Raw genomic sequence first — 20,208 nt, forward strand, 5'->3', positions numbered from 1 at the left:
ATGTCCGCTCCAGGCCAACCCACACCCCATCCCGACCCCACACCCCCCACATAATTGCCCTTGAACCCTCCCGCGAATCCCCCTCACCTGTGAAAAAACGAGGGAGAAATTCATGCACACCATCAAGGCCGCCGTCTGCCATGCATTCGGCACCCCGCTCACCGTCGAGGACGTCCACCTGCGCAGCCCCGAGGCAGGCGAGGTTCTGGTCGATCTCGACGCCGTGGCGATCTGCCATTCGGACATTTCCTATGCCGATGGCGGCTGGGGCGGATCGCTTCCGGCGGTCTATGGCCACGAGGCCGCAGGCCGGGTGCGCGGCATCGGACCCGGTGTCACCGGGCTCAACGAGGGCGACCCGGTCGTCGTCACCCTCATTCGCGCCTGCGGCCAATGCCCAAGCTGCGGCAGCGGGCGGCCCACCGGATGCGAAACCCCCTATGACGGAGATCACGGCCCCCTGACCATGCCCGACGGCAGCAAGCTGCATCAGGCCATGGCCTGCGGCGCCTTCGCCGAAAAGGTTGTTGTGCATCACAGTCAGGTTGTGAAACTGCCCGAGGGGATCGACATGGCGGCGGCCTCACTGCTGGCCTGCGGGGTGATCACCGGCGTCGGCGCGGTGGTCAACGCGGCACAGCTGCGCGCAGGGCAGGACGTGGTGGTGATCGGCGCGGGCGGTGTCGGCCTCAACGCCATTCAGGGCGCGCGCATCGCGGGCGCGCGGCGCATCGTGGCGGTGGACATGAACGACGAGAAACTCGCCATCGCGCGCGACTTCGGCGCGACCGACGGCGTGCTCGCCACCGAGGACAAACCGTGGCGCGCGGCCAAGGCGGCGATGGGGCGAGGGGCCGACGCGGTGCTCGTCACCGTAGGCTCCGCGCGTGCCTATGACGAGGCCCCGCGCTACCTCGCGGGCGGGGGCCGGATGATCATGGTCGGCATGCCCCATTCAGGCGCCGAGAGCCGCTACGAGGCCGCCAATTTCGCCGCCATGGGACAGGCGCTTGTCGGCTCCAAGATGGGTGAGACGGTCATTCGCCGCGACATCCCGTGGATGGTCGATCTCTACGAACAGGGGCGCTTGAAACTCGACGAGCTGATCTCGGGCCGCTGGCGGCTCAAGCAGATCAACGAGGCCATCGCCGACACCAGGACCGGCGCCGCCAAGCGCAACGTGATCGTGTTCGACTGACGGCACCGGCACCGACGCGATACCGACGTAATACCGACACGATACCGACCGGCAAAATCAGCCCCCGGAGGCCCCCATGAAACTGCAAGACCTCGACATCATCGTGACCTCACCCCCCGCCCCCGGCTGGGGCGGGCGCTACTGGATATTGGTGAAACTGACCACCGATACCGGCATCACCGGTTGGGGCGAATGCTATGCGGCCTCCGTCGGGCCGGACGCGATGCGCGCCGTGATCGAGGATGTGTTCGCGCGCCACATGGCAGGCGAAAGCCCTGAAAACATTGAACTTATGTTCCGCCGCGCCTATTCTTCGGGCTTCACGCAACGCCCTGACCTGACGGTGATGGGGGCATTCTCAGGGCTGGAAATCGCCTGTTGGGACATCCTCGGCAAGGCGCGCGACCGGCCGGTCTGGGCCTTGCTCGGCGGGCGGATGAACGAGCGCATCCGCGCCTATACCTATCTCTACCCCCTGCCGCATCACGATCTGAGCCAATTCTGGACCTCCCCAGAGATGGCCGCCGAAAGTGCGCTCGACTGCGTAAGTCGCGGATATACAGCGATAAAATTCGACCCGGCCGGCCCCTACACGATGCGCGGCGGGCACATGCCCGCGATGTCCGACATCACCATGTCCGTGGCCTTCTGCCGCGCCATCCGCGAGGCCGTGGGCGACCGCGCCGACCTTCTTTTCGGCACCCACGGGCAGTTCACTACCGCCGGTGCCATCCGCCTCGGACAGGCGCTCGAGCCCTACTCCCCGCTCTGGTATGAAGAGCCGATACCCCCTGATAACATTGAAGAAATGGCCCGTGTGGTCCGGGCCGTTCGCATCCCCGTCGCCACCGGAGAGCGCCTGACCACCAAGGCCGAATTCGCCGCCGTCCTGCGCGCGGGCGCCGCCGAAATCCTGCAACCGGCCCTTGGCCGCGCAGGCGGCATCTGGGAGATGAAAAAGGTCGCCGCCATCGCCGAAGCCCATAACGCCCAACTGGCTCCCCACCTCTATGCCGGACCCGTGGAATGGGCAGCGAATGTGGCCCTCGCCACCTCTATCCCCAACATCTTGATGGCCGAAACCATCGAGACGCCCTTTCACAGCGCGCTCATCAAGGGCGGGATCACGGTCGAGGACGGCTTCATCACCCCGCCCGACACCCCCGGTCTCGGCATCGAGGTGGACGAGGCCCTCGCCCGCGCGCACCCCTTCGACGGCGACGGGTTGCATTTGGAAATGCAGGACGCCCCCTGCGATTACGTCAACGGCAACAGCTTCGCCGGGGGCGCACCACTCAAGACGGAGTGAGACCGCATAGCACAGGAAGAACGAGAAAAATACTGTCTATGGAAGGACTTGCAGCCACAGCCACGCCGTCACCACCGTCAGCGCCGTCGAGATCAGCACGCTCGACGCCGCCACCCGTTTGGCATGTCCGTAGATATTGGCGAAGATATAGGCGTTGACCCCCGGTGCCATTGCCGCCGTCACCACCGCCGAGCGCAGCGCATCGACCGACAGCCCCAGCCCCCGCCCAAGACCATAGGTCACCAGCGGATGCGCCAATAACGAGGCTGCGCAAACATAGAGGATCACGCGCATATCGCCCTCGGGCTTATATTGCACGAGGATGCCCCCCAACCCAAAGAGCGCAGCCGGAAGCGCCGCCCGCACCATCAGGTCAACCGCGTCATTGAACGGCCCCGGCAGAGGCAAACCCGAGAGATTGACGGCAAACCCCGCACCGATTCCCATGATCAGCGTGTTCGAGAACATCGCCCGCAGCACCTTGCCCACGACCTTGGTACCCGCCTGCCCGCGCGCCTTCACAACCTCCATCACGGTGATGCCGATGCCATAGCAAAAGGGCGAATGGATCGCGATGATCGCGAAATTGGCGGAGAGTGCGTCAACACCGTAGGCGCGTTCCATGATCGGCAGGCCCAGCAGGACCGAGTTGGAAAACAGCCCGCAAAAGCCGATAGCGACCGCGTCCTCCCAAGAGCGGCCAAACAGGAACCGCCCCCCCAAGAGGCCCAGAAGGAACCCCGACAGCGCGCCTGCGTAAAAGCTCAACAAAAGCCGCCACTCAAAATTCTGCCCAAGATCGAGCCGGGCGATGGCCGCAAAGAGCAGGCAGGGAATGGCGAATTTCTGGGTGAAGGTCATCAGCCCCTCGACCCCGGCCTGACTGAACCAGCCGCGCCAGACCGCGAGATAGCCAAAGCCGATCACCAGAAAGACCGGCAGGATGACTTCGATCAGCGCCTGCATCGGCTCAGACCGCGTAGCGCAGGATCATCCCATCATAGGCCGGGGTGATATGCGCGGGCGTCTCGTCTGCGACGGTCTTGTAATCGAGGTCGATATGCATGTTGGTCAGCACCGCCCGGCGCGGGGCCGCCCGCGCGATCCACTCGAGCGCCAGATCGAGATGCGCATGGGTGGGGTGCGGCGTGCGCCGCAACGCATCGAGCACCCAGCAATCAAGACCGACAAGCATCGGCCAGACATCTTCGGGGATCTCGGCCACATCCGGAAGATAGGCCAGATCCCCTACCCGGAAGCCAAGCGCGTCGATCGCGCCGTGCCCGACCTGAAACGGGATCAGAGGAATAGCGCCCCCTGCCCCCACTATCTCGAACGGTCCGTCAATCGTGTGCATATCAAGGATCGGCGGATAAGGGCTGTCCTCGGGCTGGGTAAAGGCATAGCCGAAGCGCGCATAGAGCGCGTTCTGCGTGTCGCCATCGGCATAGACCGGAAGGCGCGCGCGCATGTTGAAGACGATCATCCGCAGGTCGTCGATGCCGTGCACATGGTCGGCATAAGCATGGGTATAGACCACCGCGTCGAGCGCGCCGATGCCCGCATCCAGAAGCTGCGCGCGCAGGTCGGGCGAGGTGTCGATCAGCACCCGCGTCACGCCCGCTTCCGTCTCACGCTCGATCAGCAGAGAACAGCGCCGTCGGGCGTTGCGCGGCTCGTTCGGGTCGCAGTCCCCCCAATGGCCGCCAAGGCGCGGCACACCGCCCGACGAGCCGCAGCCGAGGATGGTAAAGCGCAACTCGCCCATCACAGCACCGCCTTGGTGAAGAGCCGCTCGAAATTGGCCTCTGTCTGTGCCGCGAAGTCTGCCCAGTCCATGCCGAACACCTCAGCCCCCTTCTGCGCTGTATGCACGGTATAGGCGGGCTCGTTGCGCTTGCCGCGATAGGGCGGCGGGGCAAGATAGGGCGCGTCGGTTTCGACCAGGATGCGATCCACTGGGGCGCTCGCAAAGGTATCGCGCAGGGCTTGGCTCTTGGGAAAGGCAGCTATGCCCGACATCGACAGGTAAAACCCGAGATCGAGCGCCGCCTTCGCCAGATCGGGCCCCGAGGAAAAGCAATGCATGACGCAAGAATACGCCCCGTTGCGATATTCCTCGGTCAGGATGCGCGCCATGTCGTCATCCGCATCCCGAGCATGGATGATCAGCGGCAGGCCGGTTTCGCGCGCCGCCGCGATGTGGATGCGCAGGCTCTGTTGTTGCACCTCGGCGCTCTCGGCGGTGTAGTGGTAGTCAAGCCCGCTCTCGCCGATGCCCACGAATTTCGGATGCGCGGCAAGCGCCACCAACTCCTCCACCGACGCCATCGGCTCGGCGGCGGCGGACATCGGATGCGTTCCAGCAGCGTAGAATACCTCCGGGTACGCCTCAGCAATGGCGCGCACCTGAGGTTCCTGCCGCAGCTTGGTGCAGATCGTCGCCATGCGTGTCACGCCCGCCCCCACTGCGCGGGCGATCACATCGTCACGCTCGGTGTCGAAGTCGGGAAAGTCGAGGTGGCAATGGCTGTCTGTGATGCGGATCTCGGTGCTCATGCCTCTCCCTCGGCGGGCGCTCAGCCCTTCGCGGTTTGCTGAATTCTGAACACCGTATCTAGGACTAGGCTGGCAGGGTCAAGGTTGACCGCCCGGCCATGCCGCGCCCGCGCGCCGATCTCTTGCGCACAATCGGCCCAATCCCGCGCGCGCTGCGGATCAGGGGCAAGGCGCTGCAGCAGCGCCGCCTCGCCCGGGGCGGCCTCAGCCGATGGCGGGTGGCCCGTGGCCCCGGTGCGCGCGAGGCGGATCATGAAGAGATCGGTCAATGAAAACAGCAGGTCACGCCGCTCTTCGGCCCCGCGCATCGCCGCTGCCTCGGCCAGCTTCAACGCACGCGCCCGGTCGAGACGCGGCAGGTTCTCCATCAGGCCGACCAGTTCCGCATAGGTCTTGAGCCCGCCGAGATTGAGCATTCGTACCGCAGCACCCACCGACCCGCCCGACAGTTCCGCCAGCGCCACGGGATCACCCTCGGCCTCAATCCCTGCCTGTTCCAGCGCGGTGGCCATGTCCTCGGACCCGAGGGGAGTAAGCCGCAGCGTGCGGCAGCGCGACCGGATCGTCGGCAAAAGGCCCGAGGGCTGATGCGAGACAAGCAACAGAACCGTGCGCGCGGGCGGCTCCTCCAGCATCTTGAGGATCGCGTTCGCAGCCTGCATGTTCAATTCATCCGCCGCATCGACAATCACCACGCGCCGTCCGCCATCGGCCGAGGACAGCGCAAAGAAATTGCCCAGCTTGCGCACCTCGGTCACGCGGATCTCGGCAGCCAGCCGGTCACCCTTGTCATTGGGGCCGCGCCGAAGCAGGAACAACCCCGGCTCCGACAGCGCCAGCATGCGCCTTGAAACCGGGTGCTCCGGGTCCACATCCAGCGAGGCAGGCGGGGGTGGCGCACCGAACAAACCGTCGTCCTGCGCGTCCTGATTGGCCAGCAGAAACCGGGCCAGCCGCCAGGCGAAGGTCGCCTTGCCCACCCCGCGCGGCCCGGTGATCAGCCAGCCGTGATGCAGCCGCCCGCTGTTGAAGGCATCGAGGAATTCCGCCTCTGCGGCCCCCTGCCCGATCAGACGCGCAGTCTCGCGCGGGTGCGGCGCACCTTCGACGCGATCAGGGTCTGGCAGCACCTCGTCACTCATGGCAGCCGCGCCTCGACCGCGTGCGCCACATCCCCGGCAACCGCCGCCATCCCGCGGCCCCCGTCGATCACCACGAAACGCGCCGCGAATTCCTTGGCCAGTGCCAGAAACCCGGCGCGCATCCGCGCCTGCAGCCCTTCTCCGAAGGATTCGAACCGTTCCTCGCCGCCGCCGCGCGACAGAGCGCGGCCCAGCCCCACGTCGGGCGCGATGTCGATGAGCACCGTCACATCCGGCTCGCGCCCGATCATCAACTCGTGCAACTGATCGACCAGCCCCCGCAGATCGGCGCGACCAAGCCCCTGATACATCCGCGTGCTGTCGGCGAAACGGTCGCAGATCACCACCTGACCGGCGTCAATCGCAGGCAAGATCACCCGCTCCAGATGGTCACGGCGCGCGGCGGTGAAGAGCAAAAGCTCGGTCTCGGGCGACCAGCGATCCTTGTCTCCCTCCAGCACCAGACGGCGGATCTCTTCGGCCCCGGCACTGCCGCCCGGCTCGCGGGTCAGCACCACGTGGCGGCCCTGCCCGCGCAGATGCTCGGCCAGCAGGCGGGCCTGCGTGGACTTGCCCGACCCGTCGATCCCCTCGAAACTGATGAACAGGCCCGACCCGCTCAAAGCGCGCCCTCGGGACCTTCCTGCAACCGTTTGATCAACAGGCCCGACACCGTGCGCAAACGGGTCACGAACCCGCCCTGCTCAACGGCTTCGGCGGCCACCAGCGGCACCCGTGTCTCGGGCAGCCCCTCAGGTGTCAACACCAATTCAGCCAGTTGGTCGCCCGCCGCCACAGGCGCACGTACCGGGCCGGTATAGACCACCTGTGCGGCCACCTGATCGCCGCCCAACACCGGCAACAGCGTTTCGATGTCCTCGGCCGGGGTCAGCCCCACGCTCTGCGCCTCGCCCATCCAGACCGGCGCGCGGGCCACTTCCTCCCCGGCCTTCACCACGGATTTGCGGGCGAATTGGCGAAACGCCCAATTGACGATCGCCTCGGATTCGCGGGCGCGGGCGGCGGCACTGTCGAGGCCGGAAATCGCAAATATCACGCGCCGGTCACCCTGCCGTGCCGAGCCTGTCAGGCCATATCCCGCCTCCTGCGTGTGCCCGGTCTTGAGCCCGTCCGCCCCGATGCCCAGACCCAGAAGCGGATTGCGATTGTTGATGTTGCTCGGCGCACGCCCGTCAAAACGGAATTCGCGCTCAGCGAACATCTCGTAGAATTCGGGAAAATCCTCAATGATGTGACGCGCCAGTAACGCGAGATCACGCATGCTCATTACATGACCTTCGGCAGGCCAGCCGCTGGCATTCTTGAACACCGAGTTGGTCATTCCCATCTGCTGCGCGCGCTGTGTCATGAACCGGGCGAACCCGGCCTCGGTGCCATCAGGGCTCAACGCCTCGGCGATCACCGCGCAAGCGTCATTGCCCGACAACACGATAATCCCGCGCAACAGATCCTCGACCCGCACCCGGTCGGTTGTATCGAGAAACATGGTTGAGCCACCATAGCTCATCGCATGCTGCGACACCGGCAGGCGTTCATCCAGGGACAAGCGCCCACTGCGCACCGCCTCGAAGGCCACATAGAGCGTCATCAGTTTCGACATCGACGCGGGCGGCAGCGGCGTGTCGGCGTTCTTGTTGAGCAACACGGTGCCGGTGGTGACATCGACCACATAAGCCGCGCGCGCGCTCGTCTCGAACGCGGCGGCTGGCCAGGCCAACACCAGCCCCAGAAGACCGGCAAGGATAGGGCGGATCAGGCGCATGGTCCCCTCCATGGATCTAGTTCGTGACGGGATAGGCATCTGCAAAACCGATCCCCTGAATCTTCTTCAGAACCGTGCTGCGCTCGGAGGCACTGGTGACCGGCCCGACGATGACCCGCCAGAAGGCCTTGCCCTGCGACGACTGCTCCAGCACGGTGGGCACCATGCCTGCCTGCCTCATCGCGGTGGCGGTGTTCTGGGCGTTCTCCTCGACACTGAATATACCGACCTGGATGAACGGCTTTTCCAGCGACGACGCACGCGGTGCGGGTCGCGGTTTGGGAGGCTCGACGGGGGCGGTTGCGGCGGCGGTCTCAGCCTGCGCTTCGGCGGCTTCGGCGGCTTCGGCGGCTTCGATGGCGGCGGCGGCACCCGCGACCGGGTCAAGGGCGCTTTCCTCAATGCCCTGCGTCTCCGCGAGCGGTTCGGTCGCGACCTCCTCCTCCTCGGGTTCTGGCGCGACCGGTGTTTCTTCGCGCCGCAGTGCGGTAACGTTGAGCTGCGCAGGTGCACCTGCCAGCATGCCAAGGGCGGCGGCGGCATCTGATGAGACCTGCAACGCTGGCCCGGGTGTCTCTCGCTCGCGCCGGAACAAGGCTCCGATCACGAAATTCGAATTCGACGTATTGCGGATGATCACCCGCTCGGGTTCTTTCACGTCAGGATGCGCAACCCAGACCCCGCCAAGCGACGGGCGACCGTCCCAAAGACCCATATCGGTGACCTGAAACACATCCGGCGCCTCGACGTCGCGCTCCACCAGCTTGACCGATCCGCCGGACTGTGCCTGGACTTCACCACCGGGCGTATCAGGCTGGAGCGAGAAATTGCCATTCTCGTCGCATCCGGCCAGCATCGCGAGGCCAAGCCCCGCCAGCATCAAACGGCACCACGGTGCCCGTTCGCCCCCAATCGCATATATCATGTTCTGCCCCTTGCCTCTAGCTCACGCCCACCCGGCCTGCGCCGGTTTTCCGGTCGCGCCGCTCGTTACCCCGGCATGATCCCGTGCGCAGTCTAGCGCCTCGCCCGCCACGTGAAAAGTGCGCAGGCGCGGGATGGGCGATTTTCCACGCGAAACAACATCTTTCAGAATCGTGCGCGGCGCTGTAGGAGCATCCGGGCCGGAGGAGTGGCAGAGTGGTCGATTGCACCGGTCTTGAAAACCGGCGTGCGTGAAAGCGTACCGTGGGTTCGAATCCCACCTCCTCCGCCACCAGAAATTCAGCACATCATAATAAGCAATTGATATTAAGTTTATTATTTTGAAAATTGCCCTACGCTACCGCTTTGCCTGAAAGTTTTGCTATACAATTCGCTATACAAAATGCTTTACATTACCTCGGGGCAGCGAGGGGCAAATCATGGCGGTCAAAAAGCGAGGCAAGGGTCTTTCTCTCTACAGAAGGGTCCCGAAACGCTATGCAGCCGTAGAGCCGCGCAAGTTCATATGGCTATCATTGCACACAGACAGCCCGTCTGTTGCCGATCAGAAGGCTGACGTGGCCTGGGCGCAGATGGTGGAGGCGTGGGAGGCAAAACTCGCAGGTGACACAACTGATGCGGACGAACGGTTCACGGCGGCGCGCGATCTGGCAGCCGCACGTGGCTTTCGATACATGCGCGCAGATCAAGTGGCCAAGCTACCGACTGACGAGTTGTTAAAGCGGATAGAAGCCGTATCCGGCCCTGCTGACAATCCTGACCTGAAAGACGCTGCCGCACTGCTCGGCGGTGCAGCAGAGCCGGAAATCACGATCACACGAGCCTTGGCGCAATATTGGTCCCTTACCGCTGACAAGGTGATCGGAAAAAGCGAAGATCAACTTCGCCGCTGGAAGAATCCCAGGATCAAGGCGATCAAGAACGTCGTTGCGGTTATAGGTGACAAGCCGATATCGGCCATCACCGGCGATGACATGCTGGACTTCCGTTCCTGGTGGATCGAGCGACTCGAGGTTGAGGGTCTCACAGCGAACAGCGCGAACAAGGACCTCACACACCTCGGCGATGTGCTGAAGACCGTCAATCGGTTGAAACGGCTCGGACTGGTCTTGCCTCTGAGCGATCTGCACTTCAAGGAGGGCGAGGCAAAGCAGCGGCCTCCCTTCTCGGACAGCTGGATACGCGACAAGATCCTGGCCCCTGATGCACTCAATGGCCTTAATGACGAGGCACGTGGTATCCTGCTTGCGATGTTGAACACCGGCGCGCGTCCAAGTGAGCTGGCTGCCCTGACGGCTAATCAGATCCGCCTCAAGGACAACGTGCCCCACATTTCAATCGAACCGGTTGGTCGGCAATTGAAGAGCACCAACGCACGCCGAGTAATACCGTTATGCGGCGTCAGCCTTGAGGCGATGCGTAAGTTCCCCAGCGGTTTCCCACGTTACATCAACAGCGGCGCCAGCCTGTCAGCAACAGTGAACAAGTATATGCGCGGTGCCGGCCTCATGGAGACACCTCAACACACACTCTATGGCCTGCGTCACAGCTTCGAGGATCGTATGCTGGCAGCCAATATCGACGAGCGTATCAGGCGTGACTTGATGGGGCATACACTTAACCGCGAACGCTACGGCAGAGGTGCCAGTCTTGAGCAGCTAAAAGCCGTTCTTCAGGAGACAGCCTTATGAAGCGCGGCGACCGCACGAGCACGAGCGATCACGTCATCTTTCTGCTGTAACACCGCTATCTCACGCTCAATGCGCTCGAAGACCGGCAGATACACCTCGTCATGCAACACGAGCGTTGCCAACTTGAGATAGGCCGATTGCAGGGATGTCAGATCAGGGCTCATGCTTCCGCTATAGCGGTGAGCGGTTCGGGTGACGCAACTTTTCCAGATCGACCGCTGGCGTTGCATTTTAGCAACTCTTCGCTAGCTGCCTGCCAGCAAACTGATAACCCGCCAGCTTTCACCGGCGGGTTGATTTTCATGCCGTCGGTGATCCAGCCTATGCAGCGTCACGCTGCATCTCGGCCTTCCTCTGAGCCAGCTGTCTCAGCCAAAACACAGCGGTCTCCTTATCCGCCTTGCTGCGACTACGCTTGATGCGTGCCGCACTTGCCGCAGTCGTATCGACCATGTCGCCGTAGACAATGTAAAGAACGCCGTCCTTGCGGCACCACGAACCGCTGACGCCGGCCCCACTGCGGGCCGTCAGCGTCAGGTTGGCAGAATAGTCGGCCGCCGCAAAGATGGCGTCAATTCCGTCGTTGCGGAGAGATTCAAATCCCTTGACCTTGGCCTGCAAATAACGAGCGTAGAATTCGAGATGAGCGCCCAAGTCGTCCATCTCGTAAATCACATCTTCTTCATCGAGTGCATCCAGAAAGTCATCGGCGGTATTCGCCACAGTGATGCCATGGTCATTGAGGACGTCGAAAAGACGCTCAAAATCCATGCCAGACGGCATAGCCATGTAGTCGCGGAAGTTGATGTTCTGGGTGTTAGCAGTATAGATAGTCATGATGTCTCTTCCTTATGTTGAGACGTTGAATTGAGCGGCGTGGTTTCAGTTTGGTCACCGGGGCCACGCCGCACTCTCGAGGGTGGCACCCTCGTCCTTTTCCCTTTGGGGGAATCTTCCGAAAGCAGCAGCCTGTGGATACGGTCTTTCTTAGCTAAGCCCCATGAAGGGCTGAGCATGACCTGTATCAGAGAGCTGTTTCATGCTGCTTTCTCCATCTCTGCGCCGAAAATCAAGCTGTCCAACTCGTCACCCGAAAGCGTCCGATTGTTCTTAATCGCAGTGGCGACGCGGGTAACCAGACACCAATTTTCACACAGCATTTTTTTCAGCTGACGACGAGCCGCGATGAAGAGTCTCTTTTTCAACACCTTGTCTGACCGACTGACCGACGCCAGCACCTGAGCGACCTGACCATAGTCATTCAGGCTCGGCAAAGGGTCAAAAGAGTCAGGATCGAAACGGCGTTCGGATAAAGGCCCGGCCAAGACGTGCATGCAATATCCAACAACTGTTTCCTTGTCCTGCTTATTTAAAGCAGAACGTCTATTGAGAATGGGATTCAATCTGTCGGAAGAGACCGTAAGGCAAACGGCAGACCCATGATTGCATTCATTTTCGATCGCCAAGGGATCCATTCTGATAAAAGCCGCATCAACTGAGACCCAAGCAACCGGGAAGCCGGTCAGCCGCGCAACAACAGCATGACCAGCTTCGTGCACAAAGTTCTTCATTTCCTCCGTCTCAATCCAGGACGAGGTCCCGTTTTCAGAGGTTGATGCAGCAGAACGCATAAAGTAGGGTAAAGACACAAGCGGCTCCTTTCATGGTTGCCAGTTTGATATTTGCGGCTTGACCCGGTTTCGAAGGTGAGATGTTGATTACCGGGTCAAGTCGTTACTTTGAGGGTCAGATGCCCCTCACTTTCCACTGGGGAAAGGAGCTTCGAACCTGCTTATTCAGCTGGTCCAGTATCTTGTTGAGCTGAACTGCTTGTTTCATTGCCGTGGCCTTGTCAGCCTCGTCAGAAACCTCAAGCTCCTTGAGGCGCGCCTCGATCTCTTGACACTTGTATTTATTGATCACCACCGCGATGCAACTCGCAGCCCCAATCAGACTGTCGACCATCGCCTCGGCGCGCCCTATCGATTTCTCATAGCCTAGATAATACTTCTCAAGATCGTCGCCGAACGCACCGTCGTAGGGTCGCGGCCCGTCATCATCTTCAAACTGCGGCATCTCGATCGATGCCAGGTTCAACTCCATCTCGGCCGCCGTCCAATCACCACCACCATCGGTCCGCTCCAACCAGAGATAAAAGGGCTCCTTGAGAAACGGATAAGTGGCGTCACCAGCTGCTTGCTCACTGGCTTTTTTCCGCTCGCGATACGCTTTCTGAATTTCCGCAGGCGTTTGTGCCATATCGATCTCCAATGTCGTGTTATCTAAATTGAGCATAACACTAACGTGTTATGTTTGTCGAGATGTTTTTTGCACCCATGTGCAATTTTTCGCCTGCCCTCCTCGTCAGATCACTGGCACCGACTTGGACCACCATAAGCAGAACGCGAAAAGCACCAGCCAGAGCGAGAATAAGTCACTAGAATGTTCAGCGCTTAAGCCAGTGCAGAACCAGCCGGACTGTAGCGCGCCAGGCGCACAACGAGTCGATAAGGAATGTGGCCGCGGTGAACGTTGGATTGCCCCGACCTAACGCACCCTGACCTGCCGGGTGCCAAGGGTGCGCCATCAGAATTCCTGGAGAGTGCGTCGGCACGGGAAAAGGCGTATGTCCAAAGTGCAAGCGCTGGTAGAATCGGCTCGGAGCCCGTCATCGTCTGCATATGTGTGGACGTTTCATAGACCCCAATCCGGGGTGCCCTCGGCCTTTACCTCAATGGATTGACCGGCTGCCCCGAAAGATGATCGCCACGCACGAGGAAACGGCCCTCGATGCGTAGGGCCAGCGGCTCGCCCGAGATCGGCGGCGCACCAAGGGCTGCGGGACGCTGCGCGTGGATATGCAGATGCGGCTCGGTCGAGGCACCGGAGTTGCCGACCTGCCCAAGCAGGTCCCCGACCCTGACCGGATCGCCAGATGCCACGGTCACGCTACTCTGTCGCATATGGGCCAACACGATCTCGGCCTCGCCGCAGCGCAGGATAACGTGGTTGCCAAGACGGTTGACCTGATCGCTATTTGGCACCTCGAAATCCGGCATCTCCCCTTCCGTAGCGACCAACTTACCGACGCAGGGAGCGCGCAGTTCCGCTCCGAAGATGGCATAGGCGGCAGGATCGGCAGGCTGCCAGCCCTGCCCGCGCAGCCCCCAGGCTCCAAGCCCGAAGAAATCCACCGCATAGGACTGACCACGCCACGGACGAAACCGCGCAACGCTTCGATCAAGTGTCGCAATGTGCACGTTGACGATCCGGTTCGAGCCCCCGTTACCCACGAGATAGTGACCGGGTCCGAGCGGATTGCCGATATCGACGATCTCGACCTCTGGCAGGCTGCTACCCATCACTGCGCGTGCGCCATACCAGCCGCCGACACACAAAAGCACGACCGACAGCACTATCCCGGCCCATCCGGCCAGCCCATTCGGCACCCTGGATGGCGCAGCCCTGCCCTTGCGCACCAGCCCAGCCAGCACGGCGAGCAGCCAAAGCCCGCCATAGACCCAAGGCAACCACCAGACCGGAACGGCCCATTGCGCGACCCGGGCCAGCGCGAACAGGAAAGCACCGGTGCCCACCGCCTGAAGCCCGAATCTGGACCAAGTTCTACCCGGAAGAAATGCTACCCATGCGATCAAAGCGAGCGGCAACGCGATCTGAAGTGACAGGATCATCACCGTCATGGCACACCCCTCGGCAAGCGGATCTCGGTGACATCCGCAATGAAGAATGGGAAATAGTCGTCCGTGCCGAACATGTTGCCCGCCTCGACATGGAACGCCAGCCGATACCCCTAGACTTCGCGAAAGTCCGACAGGGTCGCACCGAATGGCTGCAAGCGGTGGATGCGGTCCGGGTTCGCGTCGCTCCAGCGCTGGAAGGAAACGACACCCGGCCGGCCCTCATGGTCCAGCGTCACATCGACCGCCTCGCTCAACGCGTCACGGCGCACAGTCACACGCGCGGTGCTGTCATCCACCGTTTCCCAGGAAACGCCCGGACCCGGCAGGAGTGCGGCCGGTGACCAGATCACGGCCTCGGCGACATAGCGCCCAAAGGCCGAGCGCCTGTGGTCAGCATTACCCCCCAATCGCCCGACGGGGATCAGCCCGAAAATGCGAAACCGTGTCCAGAATGCGGAATCCGACCCCGACACCGGCATCCCCTTGCGCGTCCGCATCGCCCAGACGAATCCCTCCGGCACGGACAGGATCTGGCGCGCCGCCATCGGTCGATAGGCAGGGGCCTGCTTGCTGCCACGGCTGAATTTCCCCGTCATGTCGATTTCAGACACGGGCAACAGCGGGGTGCCGGGCTGTATCACGAACATGAAATAGCGGCGCGCAGGTTCAGGCAGGTCCGCGACCATCTCAGGATCGAACCGCGCCGGATCGGCGGGCTGCATCGCCGCCAGCCGCTGCCAATCGGCGCGATCGGCCCGCCGATCATAGACAAGAAGCAGCGCTAAAGTCGCAATGCACACCTGCAGCATGGTGCAAATTACGATCAAGATCGTCATTCTGTGCGCTCCTATAAACCAGCTTGGATCATGACCACAAATGACGCTTTGGCACGTTGACCTCCGTCAAAACCCGAAATCACGCGCCCCGACGCGAGATGATGCAGGAGTGGGCGGGGTTCGTCACCGGACGCGGCGCAGTCACTTGACGGTCGTGTGGTCCGTTCAGCCGATTGCCCGGGCGCTTACAACTCCGGCCCAGGCAGATACGGCAGTGAGTGTCGCGCCCCAGGCCATGTCGGCGACCACCATCGAGGGGTGCCAGTCGCGCACCACCGTCCAACTGGTCAGCTCGTAGGTGCCGTAGGCGACAAAGCCCAGGATCGCGCCGTTGACGAGCGCGGTGACGGGCGTGCCATCGCGCAGCGCCGGCCAGCCCGCAAACCAGACCACGCCTACCATGTAGATGAGATAGAACAGCACAGCCGGGAGGGGCCGTATACCGTCGCGGAGCGTCTCGCCCAAGTGCTGAGCGAAGAGCGGTTGCATGACGGTCGAGAGCATGATGGCGTCGGCGATCAGGAAGATCACGCCGGTGACCAGGACAAGGACGAGAAGGGACATGCGGTTCTCCTTTTGCACGGCTCCACGTAGGTCGGCGAGGCAGACCGTCTACGAAGGGGGATGTGGGCACCACCACATGAAAGCCTGCTGACACGCCGCGACGCAGGTTACGTCGGACCATGCGTTACGCCCCGCCTCGGGTGTGCCCCATCTCGGCGTTGATCCAGTCACGAAAGGCCCTGACCCTTGGATCGGCCGCCTTGTCGTCCGGGTAAACGAGGTAGTAGCCGAAGGTCGTCTCCTCGCTGACGGTTGGCGGAAAAGGTCGGACGAGCCGGCCCGCGGCAAGGTCGTCGACGACCAGCGTCGAGACTGCCAGCGCGACCCCCTGACCTTCGATCGCCGCCTGAACCGCCATGCTGTCATGGCTGAAGCGCGGACCGCGTGAGGGATCGACCGTGTCGACCCCGGCGGCACGCAGCCACATCTGCCAGTTCGGGGCGGTGTCGGTGTCCATCGCCCATTGGATATGCAAGAGCGTGTGCGCCACCAGATCGCCAGGGGTCTCAAGCGGCGGGCCATGGTCCAGCAATCGCGGGCTGCACACGGGAAACGCGGTTTCGGCCAACAGGCATTCAGCATGCAGGCCGCGATAGCTGCCGCCGCCGAAACGCAGCGCAACATCGACGCCATCCTCCTCAAAGGTCGACAGCGCATTCGTGGCATCGAGGCGGATGTCGAAATCGGGATGTGCCTCGCGGAAACGCTCCAGGCGCGGCACAAGCCATTTTGCCGCGAGCGACGGTGCGACGCTCACGGTCAATATCCTGCTCTGGGGAGCGTCCTGCATCCGGGCCGAAGCCTCGGCCAGCCGGTCCAACCCCTCGGTCAGAAGCGGTGCGGCCGTAGCCCCTGCCTCGGTCAGCACCAGACCACGCGTGATCCGGCGGAAGAGCGGACGGCCGACATGGTCCTCGAGCGCGCGGACCTGCTGACTGATCGCCGCTGGCGTGATGTGCAACTCCTCCGCCGCCTTCTTGAAGCTCAGATGCCGCGCCGCAGCCTCGAAGGCCCGGAGCGCGTTTAAAGGAGGCATGCGACGTGTCATGATCGAGGCTCACGCATAAGTTTCTCTATCCTGTAGGCCAAGACATTCTCGTTTGTGAAACAGCTCAACGCGCCCCATCATTGGCCTAACGCAATGCACAGCGCAACGCACAGCATTGCACGAACAAGATTTTCTGGCGTGGTCCGCCATGAAAATCCAGATCGAAAGGAGGCCATGTCATGACCCATATCGACCAAATCCGTCTCGCAAGCCACCCGGATCCGCGCATGCGCGCCGCCGCCGCAGAGGCCAGCCGTCTCAGATCCGACATGTGGCGCACTGTCCTCGGCCGCGCCATGCGCGGATGCGGGATCGCCCTGGGATGGCTCTGGAACGCAACAATCATTCGCGTCGCGCGGCCCGTCTGGAGTCGAACCATCGGCGCGCATATATCTCTGAGTGCCCGGACCGGGGCGTGCCAATGAAAGCCCTCATCGTTCATTGCCATCCCGATCCCGGCAGTTTCAACGCGGCGCTGACCAACCGGGCCGACGAGACGCTGCGCGGCATGGGCGCCGAGGTCGACATCTCCGATCTCTACGAGCAAGGTTTCGACCCGATCGAGCATGCGCGCCATTATCGCGACCCTGTTGATCCGGGCGGCTTCGCGCCGCTCGCCGAACAGCGCAACGCCTACCAGACCGACACCCTGCCGCGCGATGTCTCGCGTGAGATCGCGCGGCTCGAATGGGCCGATCTCGTGATCCTGCAATTTCCGCTCTGGTGGCACGCGCAGCCGGCGATGCTGAAGGGCTGGTTCGACCGAGTCTTTGTCAGCGGCGGCCTCTATACCAGCCGCATGCGCTATGACACGGGGTATTTCCGCGGCAAGCGGGCGATCTGTTCGGTGACCAGCGGCGCGCCCGAGGTGGCCTTTGGCCCCGGCGGGCGCGGCGGCGATATCGACGCGCTGATGTGGCCTATCCAGTATTCGCTGCATTACATGGGGTTTGACGTGGCCGCGCCGATGCTGTCGCCGGGGGTGCAGGGGCATGGCTATGCCTACCAGTCCGAGGACAGGCTGGCGGCCCATCTGAACGGATTGCTGGACCGGTGGTCCGAGCGATTGCATGGCGTGATGGGGGAGCCGCCGCTGCGCTTTCCCGGCTGGGCGGATTGGGATGCGCTTGGTCGCGCGATCACCCCGGCGCAGAATGCGACGATCACCTGCCCGCAGGCGAATATCTGAAAACGAGAAGGAGCAAGACATGACAGAGACACACGAAACCGCCACCCCGCCCCGCACCGTCACGGTGCAGATCGTCAATGCCTTCATCCGCGACGGTGCCGGCGGCAATCCCGCCGGGGTCGTGCTTGATGCCGACGATCTGGGCGAGGCGGAGATGCAGGCCATCGCCACCAGCGCGGGGCTGTCCGAGACCGCCTTCGTCTCGCAATCGCAGACGGAGACCTTCAAGCTCGATTTCTTCACGCCGAACCGCCGGATCGCACATTGCGGCCATGCAACGATCGGGACGTTTTCCGTGCTGGCCGCCCTCGGTCGGGTGCAGGAGGGCTGGAGTTCGAAGGAAACCGTCGATGGCCCGCGCGCCATCCGGATCACCGAGGGTGCGGCCTTCATGGAGCAGACGGCGCCGCGCTACAGCGACGAGGCCGACTGGTCGCAGGCTGGGGTGACACGTGCGGACGTGCTGGACGCGCTCGGGCTTGACGAGGGCGATCTCACGGGCAGCACGCCCCCGAGCGTGGTCGATACCGGCGTCCGGTTCCTGCTGGTGGGCCTTAGGGACGTCGCGACGCTCCGCGACCTGCAACCGGACATGGCCGGGATCGACCGGATCAGCGAGCGCCTGGATCTCATCGGCGTCTACGTCTTCGTGCCGCTGGAGGGCGAGGCCGACGCGACCACGCGGATGTTTGCGCCGCGCTACGGTATCGCGGAAGAGGCCGCCACCGGGATGGCCGCCGGTCCGCTCGGATGCCTGCTGCATGACAGGTTCGGCTATGCGAAGGACCGGCTGCTGATCGAGCAGGGCGCCCTGATGATACCTCCGTCGGCCAGCCTGCTCGACATCCGCCTGACCCGCCCGGACGGAGAGATTACCGGCCTGATGGTGGGCGGCCATGGCCACGTCAAGGACGAGAGGGTGGTGCGCTACTGAGCGCCGTGATTGCATGCGCCAATGACCAAGCTGTTCCATGGAGGATGACATGACCCACAAGACCTGCCTCATCATCGGCGGTGGGCGTGGCATGGGTGCCGCCACCGCCCGCGAAATGCACGCGCGCGGCTATCAGCTCGCGCTGATGTCGCCGTCGGATAGCTGTGAAAAACTGGCGAAAGAACTGGGTGGTGTTGCGCATCGCGGCCGCGCCGAAAATGCGGATGACACGAAAGCGATCTTTGACCTCACTCTCGACACCCATGGCCGCATCGACGCGTGCCTGATCCATGTAGGCGGCCCGCCCAAGGGCGACCTCCTGGACATCCCGGACACGGACTGGGATCGCGCGCACGAGATGATCCTCATGCCCGTCATTCGCATGGCACGGCTGCTGACACCGGTAATGACGGCGCAAGGCGGCGGCTCGATCGTCAGCATCACGACTTATTCCGCCTTCGAGCCTTCGCTGACCTTCCCCACCTCAAGCGTCTACCGCGCCGGCGTGTCGAACTACACCAAGCTCTATTCGGACCGTTATGGTCCCGACAACATCCGCATGAACTGTCTGCTGCCAGGCTTCACCGATAGCCTCGACCTTCCGCAGGAGCTTGCCGGGAAATCCGCCCTCCGGCGCCTCGCCCGGGCAGAGGAGCAGGCCCGTGTGCCGGCCTTCCTGCTGACCGAGGACAGCAGTTATATCACAGGGCAGAGCTTGCGCGCCGATGGCGGGATGACACGCCACATGTAAATGGCAGGTCTTGTTGTCTCTTGCGGGGCATTGAAGTTCTACAAGATGTGTGAAGGGCGCTTGCCGCTGTGCACAGTTGGTCGTAATCGATTTCCGAATTCTCAAAGGAGCAGCGTCGGATGACCAGCGCGAAAGTAGACCAACAAGTTCGCGCGGAAAAACTGGCGTTGGCTGCGAAGGCGCTCTTCGAGGCCGGCGCGCTGGAGACGGGACCGCTGGAGCGGGGCTACGTGCGCAGGCTGAACACAGCGGTGTTTCAGCGGCTGGTCGATACAGAGAAGACTGTTCCCGCCACGCTCGCCGACGCGATCAATGCCAAGGGTGCGCTGACCAAGCACGCCGAGCTCGTCTTTTTTGGGAACTGGCTGATCGACCGCCGACCAGGTGCGAAAGCTCGTCCCGGGAAACAGGCTGATCCTGACCTGCCACTGAACTTTCATCCAGCCGGAACCGGAGCCCTTTGGTTTGATACGCCGATTGGCGCAGGTGGAGCAACCGACATCCGTGCGGAGCTTTCAGATGGCGCAGCGCGGGTGTCGGTTGCGGTGGTGAGGTGTT

Annotated in this window: 23 protein-coding genes and 1 tRNA gene; 9 read left to right on the plus strand and 15 right to left on the minus strand. The window is 62.8% G+C overall.

Annotated features, from left to right (window positions below):
• Positions 1-112: 112 nt before the first annotated feature.
• Both RID11_RS19190 and RID11_RS19195 read left to right on the plus strand, forming a co-directional pair.
• Positions 113-1,198, plus strand: a complete 1,086-nt coding sequence (locus RID11_RS19190; protein ID WP_350141889.1) for a zinc-binding dehydrogenase — start codon at positions 113-115, stop codon at positions 1,196-1,198.
• 76 nt (positions 1,199-1,274) lie between these two features.
• Positions 1,275-2,507, plus strand: coding sequence for a mandelate racemase/muconate lactonizing enzyme family protein (locus RID11_RS19195; RefSeq protein ID WP_350141890.1), 1,233 nt, complete (start codon positions 1,275-1,277; stop codon positions 2,505-2,507).
• 36 nt (positions 2,508-2,543) lie between these two features.
• Here the strand turns inward: RID11_RS19195 and RID11_RS19200 are convergent, their stop codons facing one another.
• Genes RID11_RS19200 through RID11_RS19230 form a run of 7 tightly spaced genes read right to left on the minus strand, consistent with a single transcriptional unit; the run spans position 2,544 to position 8,916 of the window.
• A complete protein-coding gene (locus RID11_RS19200) occupies positions 2,544-3,473 on the minus strand; it encodes an AEC family transporter (protein WP_350141891.1) in 930 nt (309 codons plus the stop codon).
• Positions 3,474-3,477: 4 nt separating this feature from the next.
• Positions 3,478-4,275: an MBL fold metallo-hydrolase gene (locus RID11_RS19205; RefSeq protein WP_350141892.1), complete on the minus strand. Its 798-nt coding sequence runs from the start codon at positions 4,273-4,275 to the stop codon at positions 3,478-3,480.
• Positions 4,275-5,066 carry a TatD family hydrolase gene (locus tag RID11_RS19210; protein WP_350141893.1) on the minus strand — a complete coding sequence of 264 codons (792 nt, stop codon included), beginning with the start codon at positions 5,064-5,066 and terminating at the stop codon, positions 4,275-4,277. The genes RID11_RS19205 and RID11_RS19210 overlap by 1 nt, the downstream gene beginning before the upstream one ends.
• A gap of 20 nt (positions 5,067-5,086) precedes the next feature.
• Positions 5,087-6,208 carry a DNA polymerase III subunit delta' gene (locus RID11_RS19215; protein WP_350141894.1) on the minus strand — a complete coding sequence of 374 codons (1,122 nt, stop codon included), beginning with the start codon at positions 6,206-6,208 and terminating at the stop codon, positions 5,087-5,089.
• Positions 6,205-6,831: a dTMP kinase gene (tmk, locus tag RID11_RS19220; protein WP_350141895.1), complete on the minus strand. Its 627-nt coding sequence runs from the start codon at positions 6,829-6,831 to the stop codon at positions 6,205-6,207. The genes RID11_RS19215 and tmk overlap by 4 nt, the downstream gene beginning before the upstream one ends.
• A complete protein-coding gene (locus RID11_RS19225; protein ID WP_350141896.1) occupies positions 6,828-7,991 on the minus strand; it encodes a D-alanyl-D-alanine carboxypeptidase family protein in 1,164 nt (387 codons plus the stop codon). Before RID11_RS19225 ends, tmk begins: the two co-directional genes overlap by 4 nt.
• Before the next feature lie 16 nt (positions 7,992-8,007).
• On the minus strand, positions 8,008-8,916 hold the full coding sequence (locus RID11_RS19230; RefSeq protein ID WP_350141897.1) for an SPOR domain-containing protein: 909 nt from the start codon (positions 8,914-8,916) through the stop codon (positions 8,008-8,010).
• 201 nt (positions 8,917-9,117) lie between these two features.
• Between RID11_RS19230 and RID11_RS19235 the strand changes: the two genes are divergently transcribed.
• Both RID11_RS19235 and RID11_RS19240 read left to right on the plus strand, forming a co-directional pair.
• Positions 9,118-9,207, plus strand: a tRNA-Ser gene (locus RID11_RS19235).
• A 148-nt stretch (positions 9,208-9,355) separates the two neighbouring features.
• On the plus strand, positions 9,356-10,627 hold the full coding sequence (locus RID11_RS19240; RefSeq protein WP_350141898.1) for a tyrosine-type recombinase/integrase: 1,272 nt from the start codon (positions 9,356-9,358) through the stop codon (positions 10,625-10,627).
• Here RID11_RS19240 and RID11_RS19245 read toward each other — a convergent pair.
• The 8 genes from RID11_RS19245 to RID11_RS19280 form a co-directional block, all read right to left on the minus strand.
• Complete coding sequence (locus RID11_RS19245) at positions 10,609-10,791, minus strand: hypothetical protein (RefSeq protein ID WP_350141899.1); 183 nt, start codon at positions 10,789-10,791, stop codon at positions 10,609-10,611. The two genes, RID11_RS19240 and RID11_RS19245, sit on opposite strands and share 19 nt — an antisense overlap.
• Positions 10,792-10,948: 157 nt before the next feature.
• The gene (locus RID11_RS19250; protein ID WP_350141900.1) at positions 10,949-11,464 is read right to left on the minus strand and encodes a hypothetical protein; all 516 of its coding nucleotides are present in this window, start codon (positions 11,462-11,464) and stop codon (positions 10,949-10,951) included.
• A gap of 200 nt (positions 11,465-11,664) precedes the next feature.
• Positions 11,665-12,276, minus strand: coding sequence for a hypothetical protein (locus tag RID11_RS19255; protein WP_350141901.1), 612 nt, complete (start codon positions 12,274-12,276; stop codon positions 11,665-11,667).
• Between the two features lie 97 nt (positions 12,277-12,373).
• The gene (locus RID11_RS19260; RefSeq protein ID WP_350141902.1) at positions 12,374-12,886 is read right to left on the minus strand and encodes a hypothetical protein; all 513 of its coding nucleotides are present in this window, start codon (positions 12,884-12,886) and stop codon (positions 12,374-12,376) included.
• Between the two features lie 467 nt (positions 12,887-13,353).
• Positions 13,354-14,328 (minus strand): M23 family metallopeptidase, encoded by a 975-nt coding sequence (locus RID11_RS19265; protein ID WP_350141904.1) that lies wholly within the window; start codon positions 14,326-14,328, stop codon positions 13,354-13,356.
• A gap of 110 nt (positions 14,329-14,438) precedes the next feature.
• The gene (locus RID11_RS19270) at positions 14,439-15,164 is read right to left on the minus strand and encodes a DUF6544 family protein (RefSeq protein WP_350141905.1); all 726 of its coding nucleotides are present in this window, start codon (positions 15,162-15,164) and stop codon (positions 14,439-14,441) included.
• 165 nt (positions 15,165-15,329) lie between these two features.
• Positions 15,330-15,728, minus strand: a complete 399-nt coding sequence (locus RID11_RS19275) for a DUF2177 family protein (RefSeq protein WP_350141906.1) — start codon at positions 15,726-15,728, stop codon at positions 15,330-15,332.
• Between the two features lie 124 nt (positions 15,729-15,852).
• Positions 15,853-16,764, minus strand: a complete 912-nt coding sequence (locus RID11_RS19280) for a transcriptional regulator GcvA (RefSeq protein ID WP_350141907.1) — start codon at positions 16,762-16,764, stop codon at positions 15,853-15,855.
• 191 nt (positions 16,765-16,955) lie between these two features.
• On the opposite strand from RID11_RS19280, the gene RID11_RS19285 reads away from it, so the two are divergent.
• From RID11_RS19285 to RID11_RS19305, 5 genes are all read left to right on the plus strand, one after another.
• On the plus strand, positions 16,956-17,201 hold the full coding sequence (locus RID11_RS19285) for a hypothetical protein (RefSeq protein ID WP_350141908.1): 246 nt from the start codon (positions 16,956-16,958) through the stop codon (positions 17,199-17,201).
• A complete protein-coding gene (locus RID11_RS19290) occupies positions 17,198-17,965 on the plus strand; it encodes an NAD(P)H-dependent oxidoreductase (RefSeq protein ID WP_350141909.1) in 768 nt (255 codons plus the stop codon). The genes RID11_RS19285 and RID11_RS19290 overlap by 4 nt, the downstream gene beginning before the upstream one ends.
• A 19-nt stretch (positions 17,966-17,984) precedes the next feature.
• The gene (locus RID11_RS19295) at positions 17,985-18,899 is read left to right on the plus strand and encodes a PhzF family phenazine biosynthesis protein (protein WP_350141910.1); all 915 of its coding nucleotides are present in this window, start codon (positions 17,985-17,987) and stop codon (positions 18,897-18,899) included.
• A gap of 49 nt (positions 18,900-18,948) precedes the next feature.
• Entirely contained in the window at positions 18,949-19,650 is a 702-nt protein-coding gene (locus RID11_RS19300; RefSeq protein ID WP_350141911.1) for an SDR family oxidoreductase, read from the plus strand.
• Between the two features lie 119 nt (positions 19,651-19,769).
• On the plus strand, positions 19,770-20,208 hold a 439-nt coding region (locus tag RID11_RS19305; protein WP_350141912.1), incomplete at its 3' end, for a hypothetical protein.

Source organism: Roseovarius sp. (genome assembly GCF_040219995.1).
GTDB lineage: Bacteria > Pseudomonadota > Alphaproteobacteria > Rhodobacterales > Rhodobacteraceae > Roseovarius.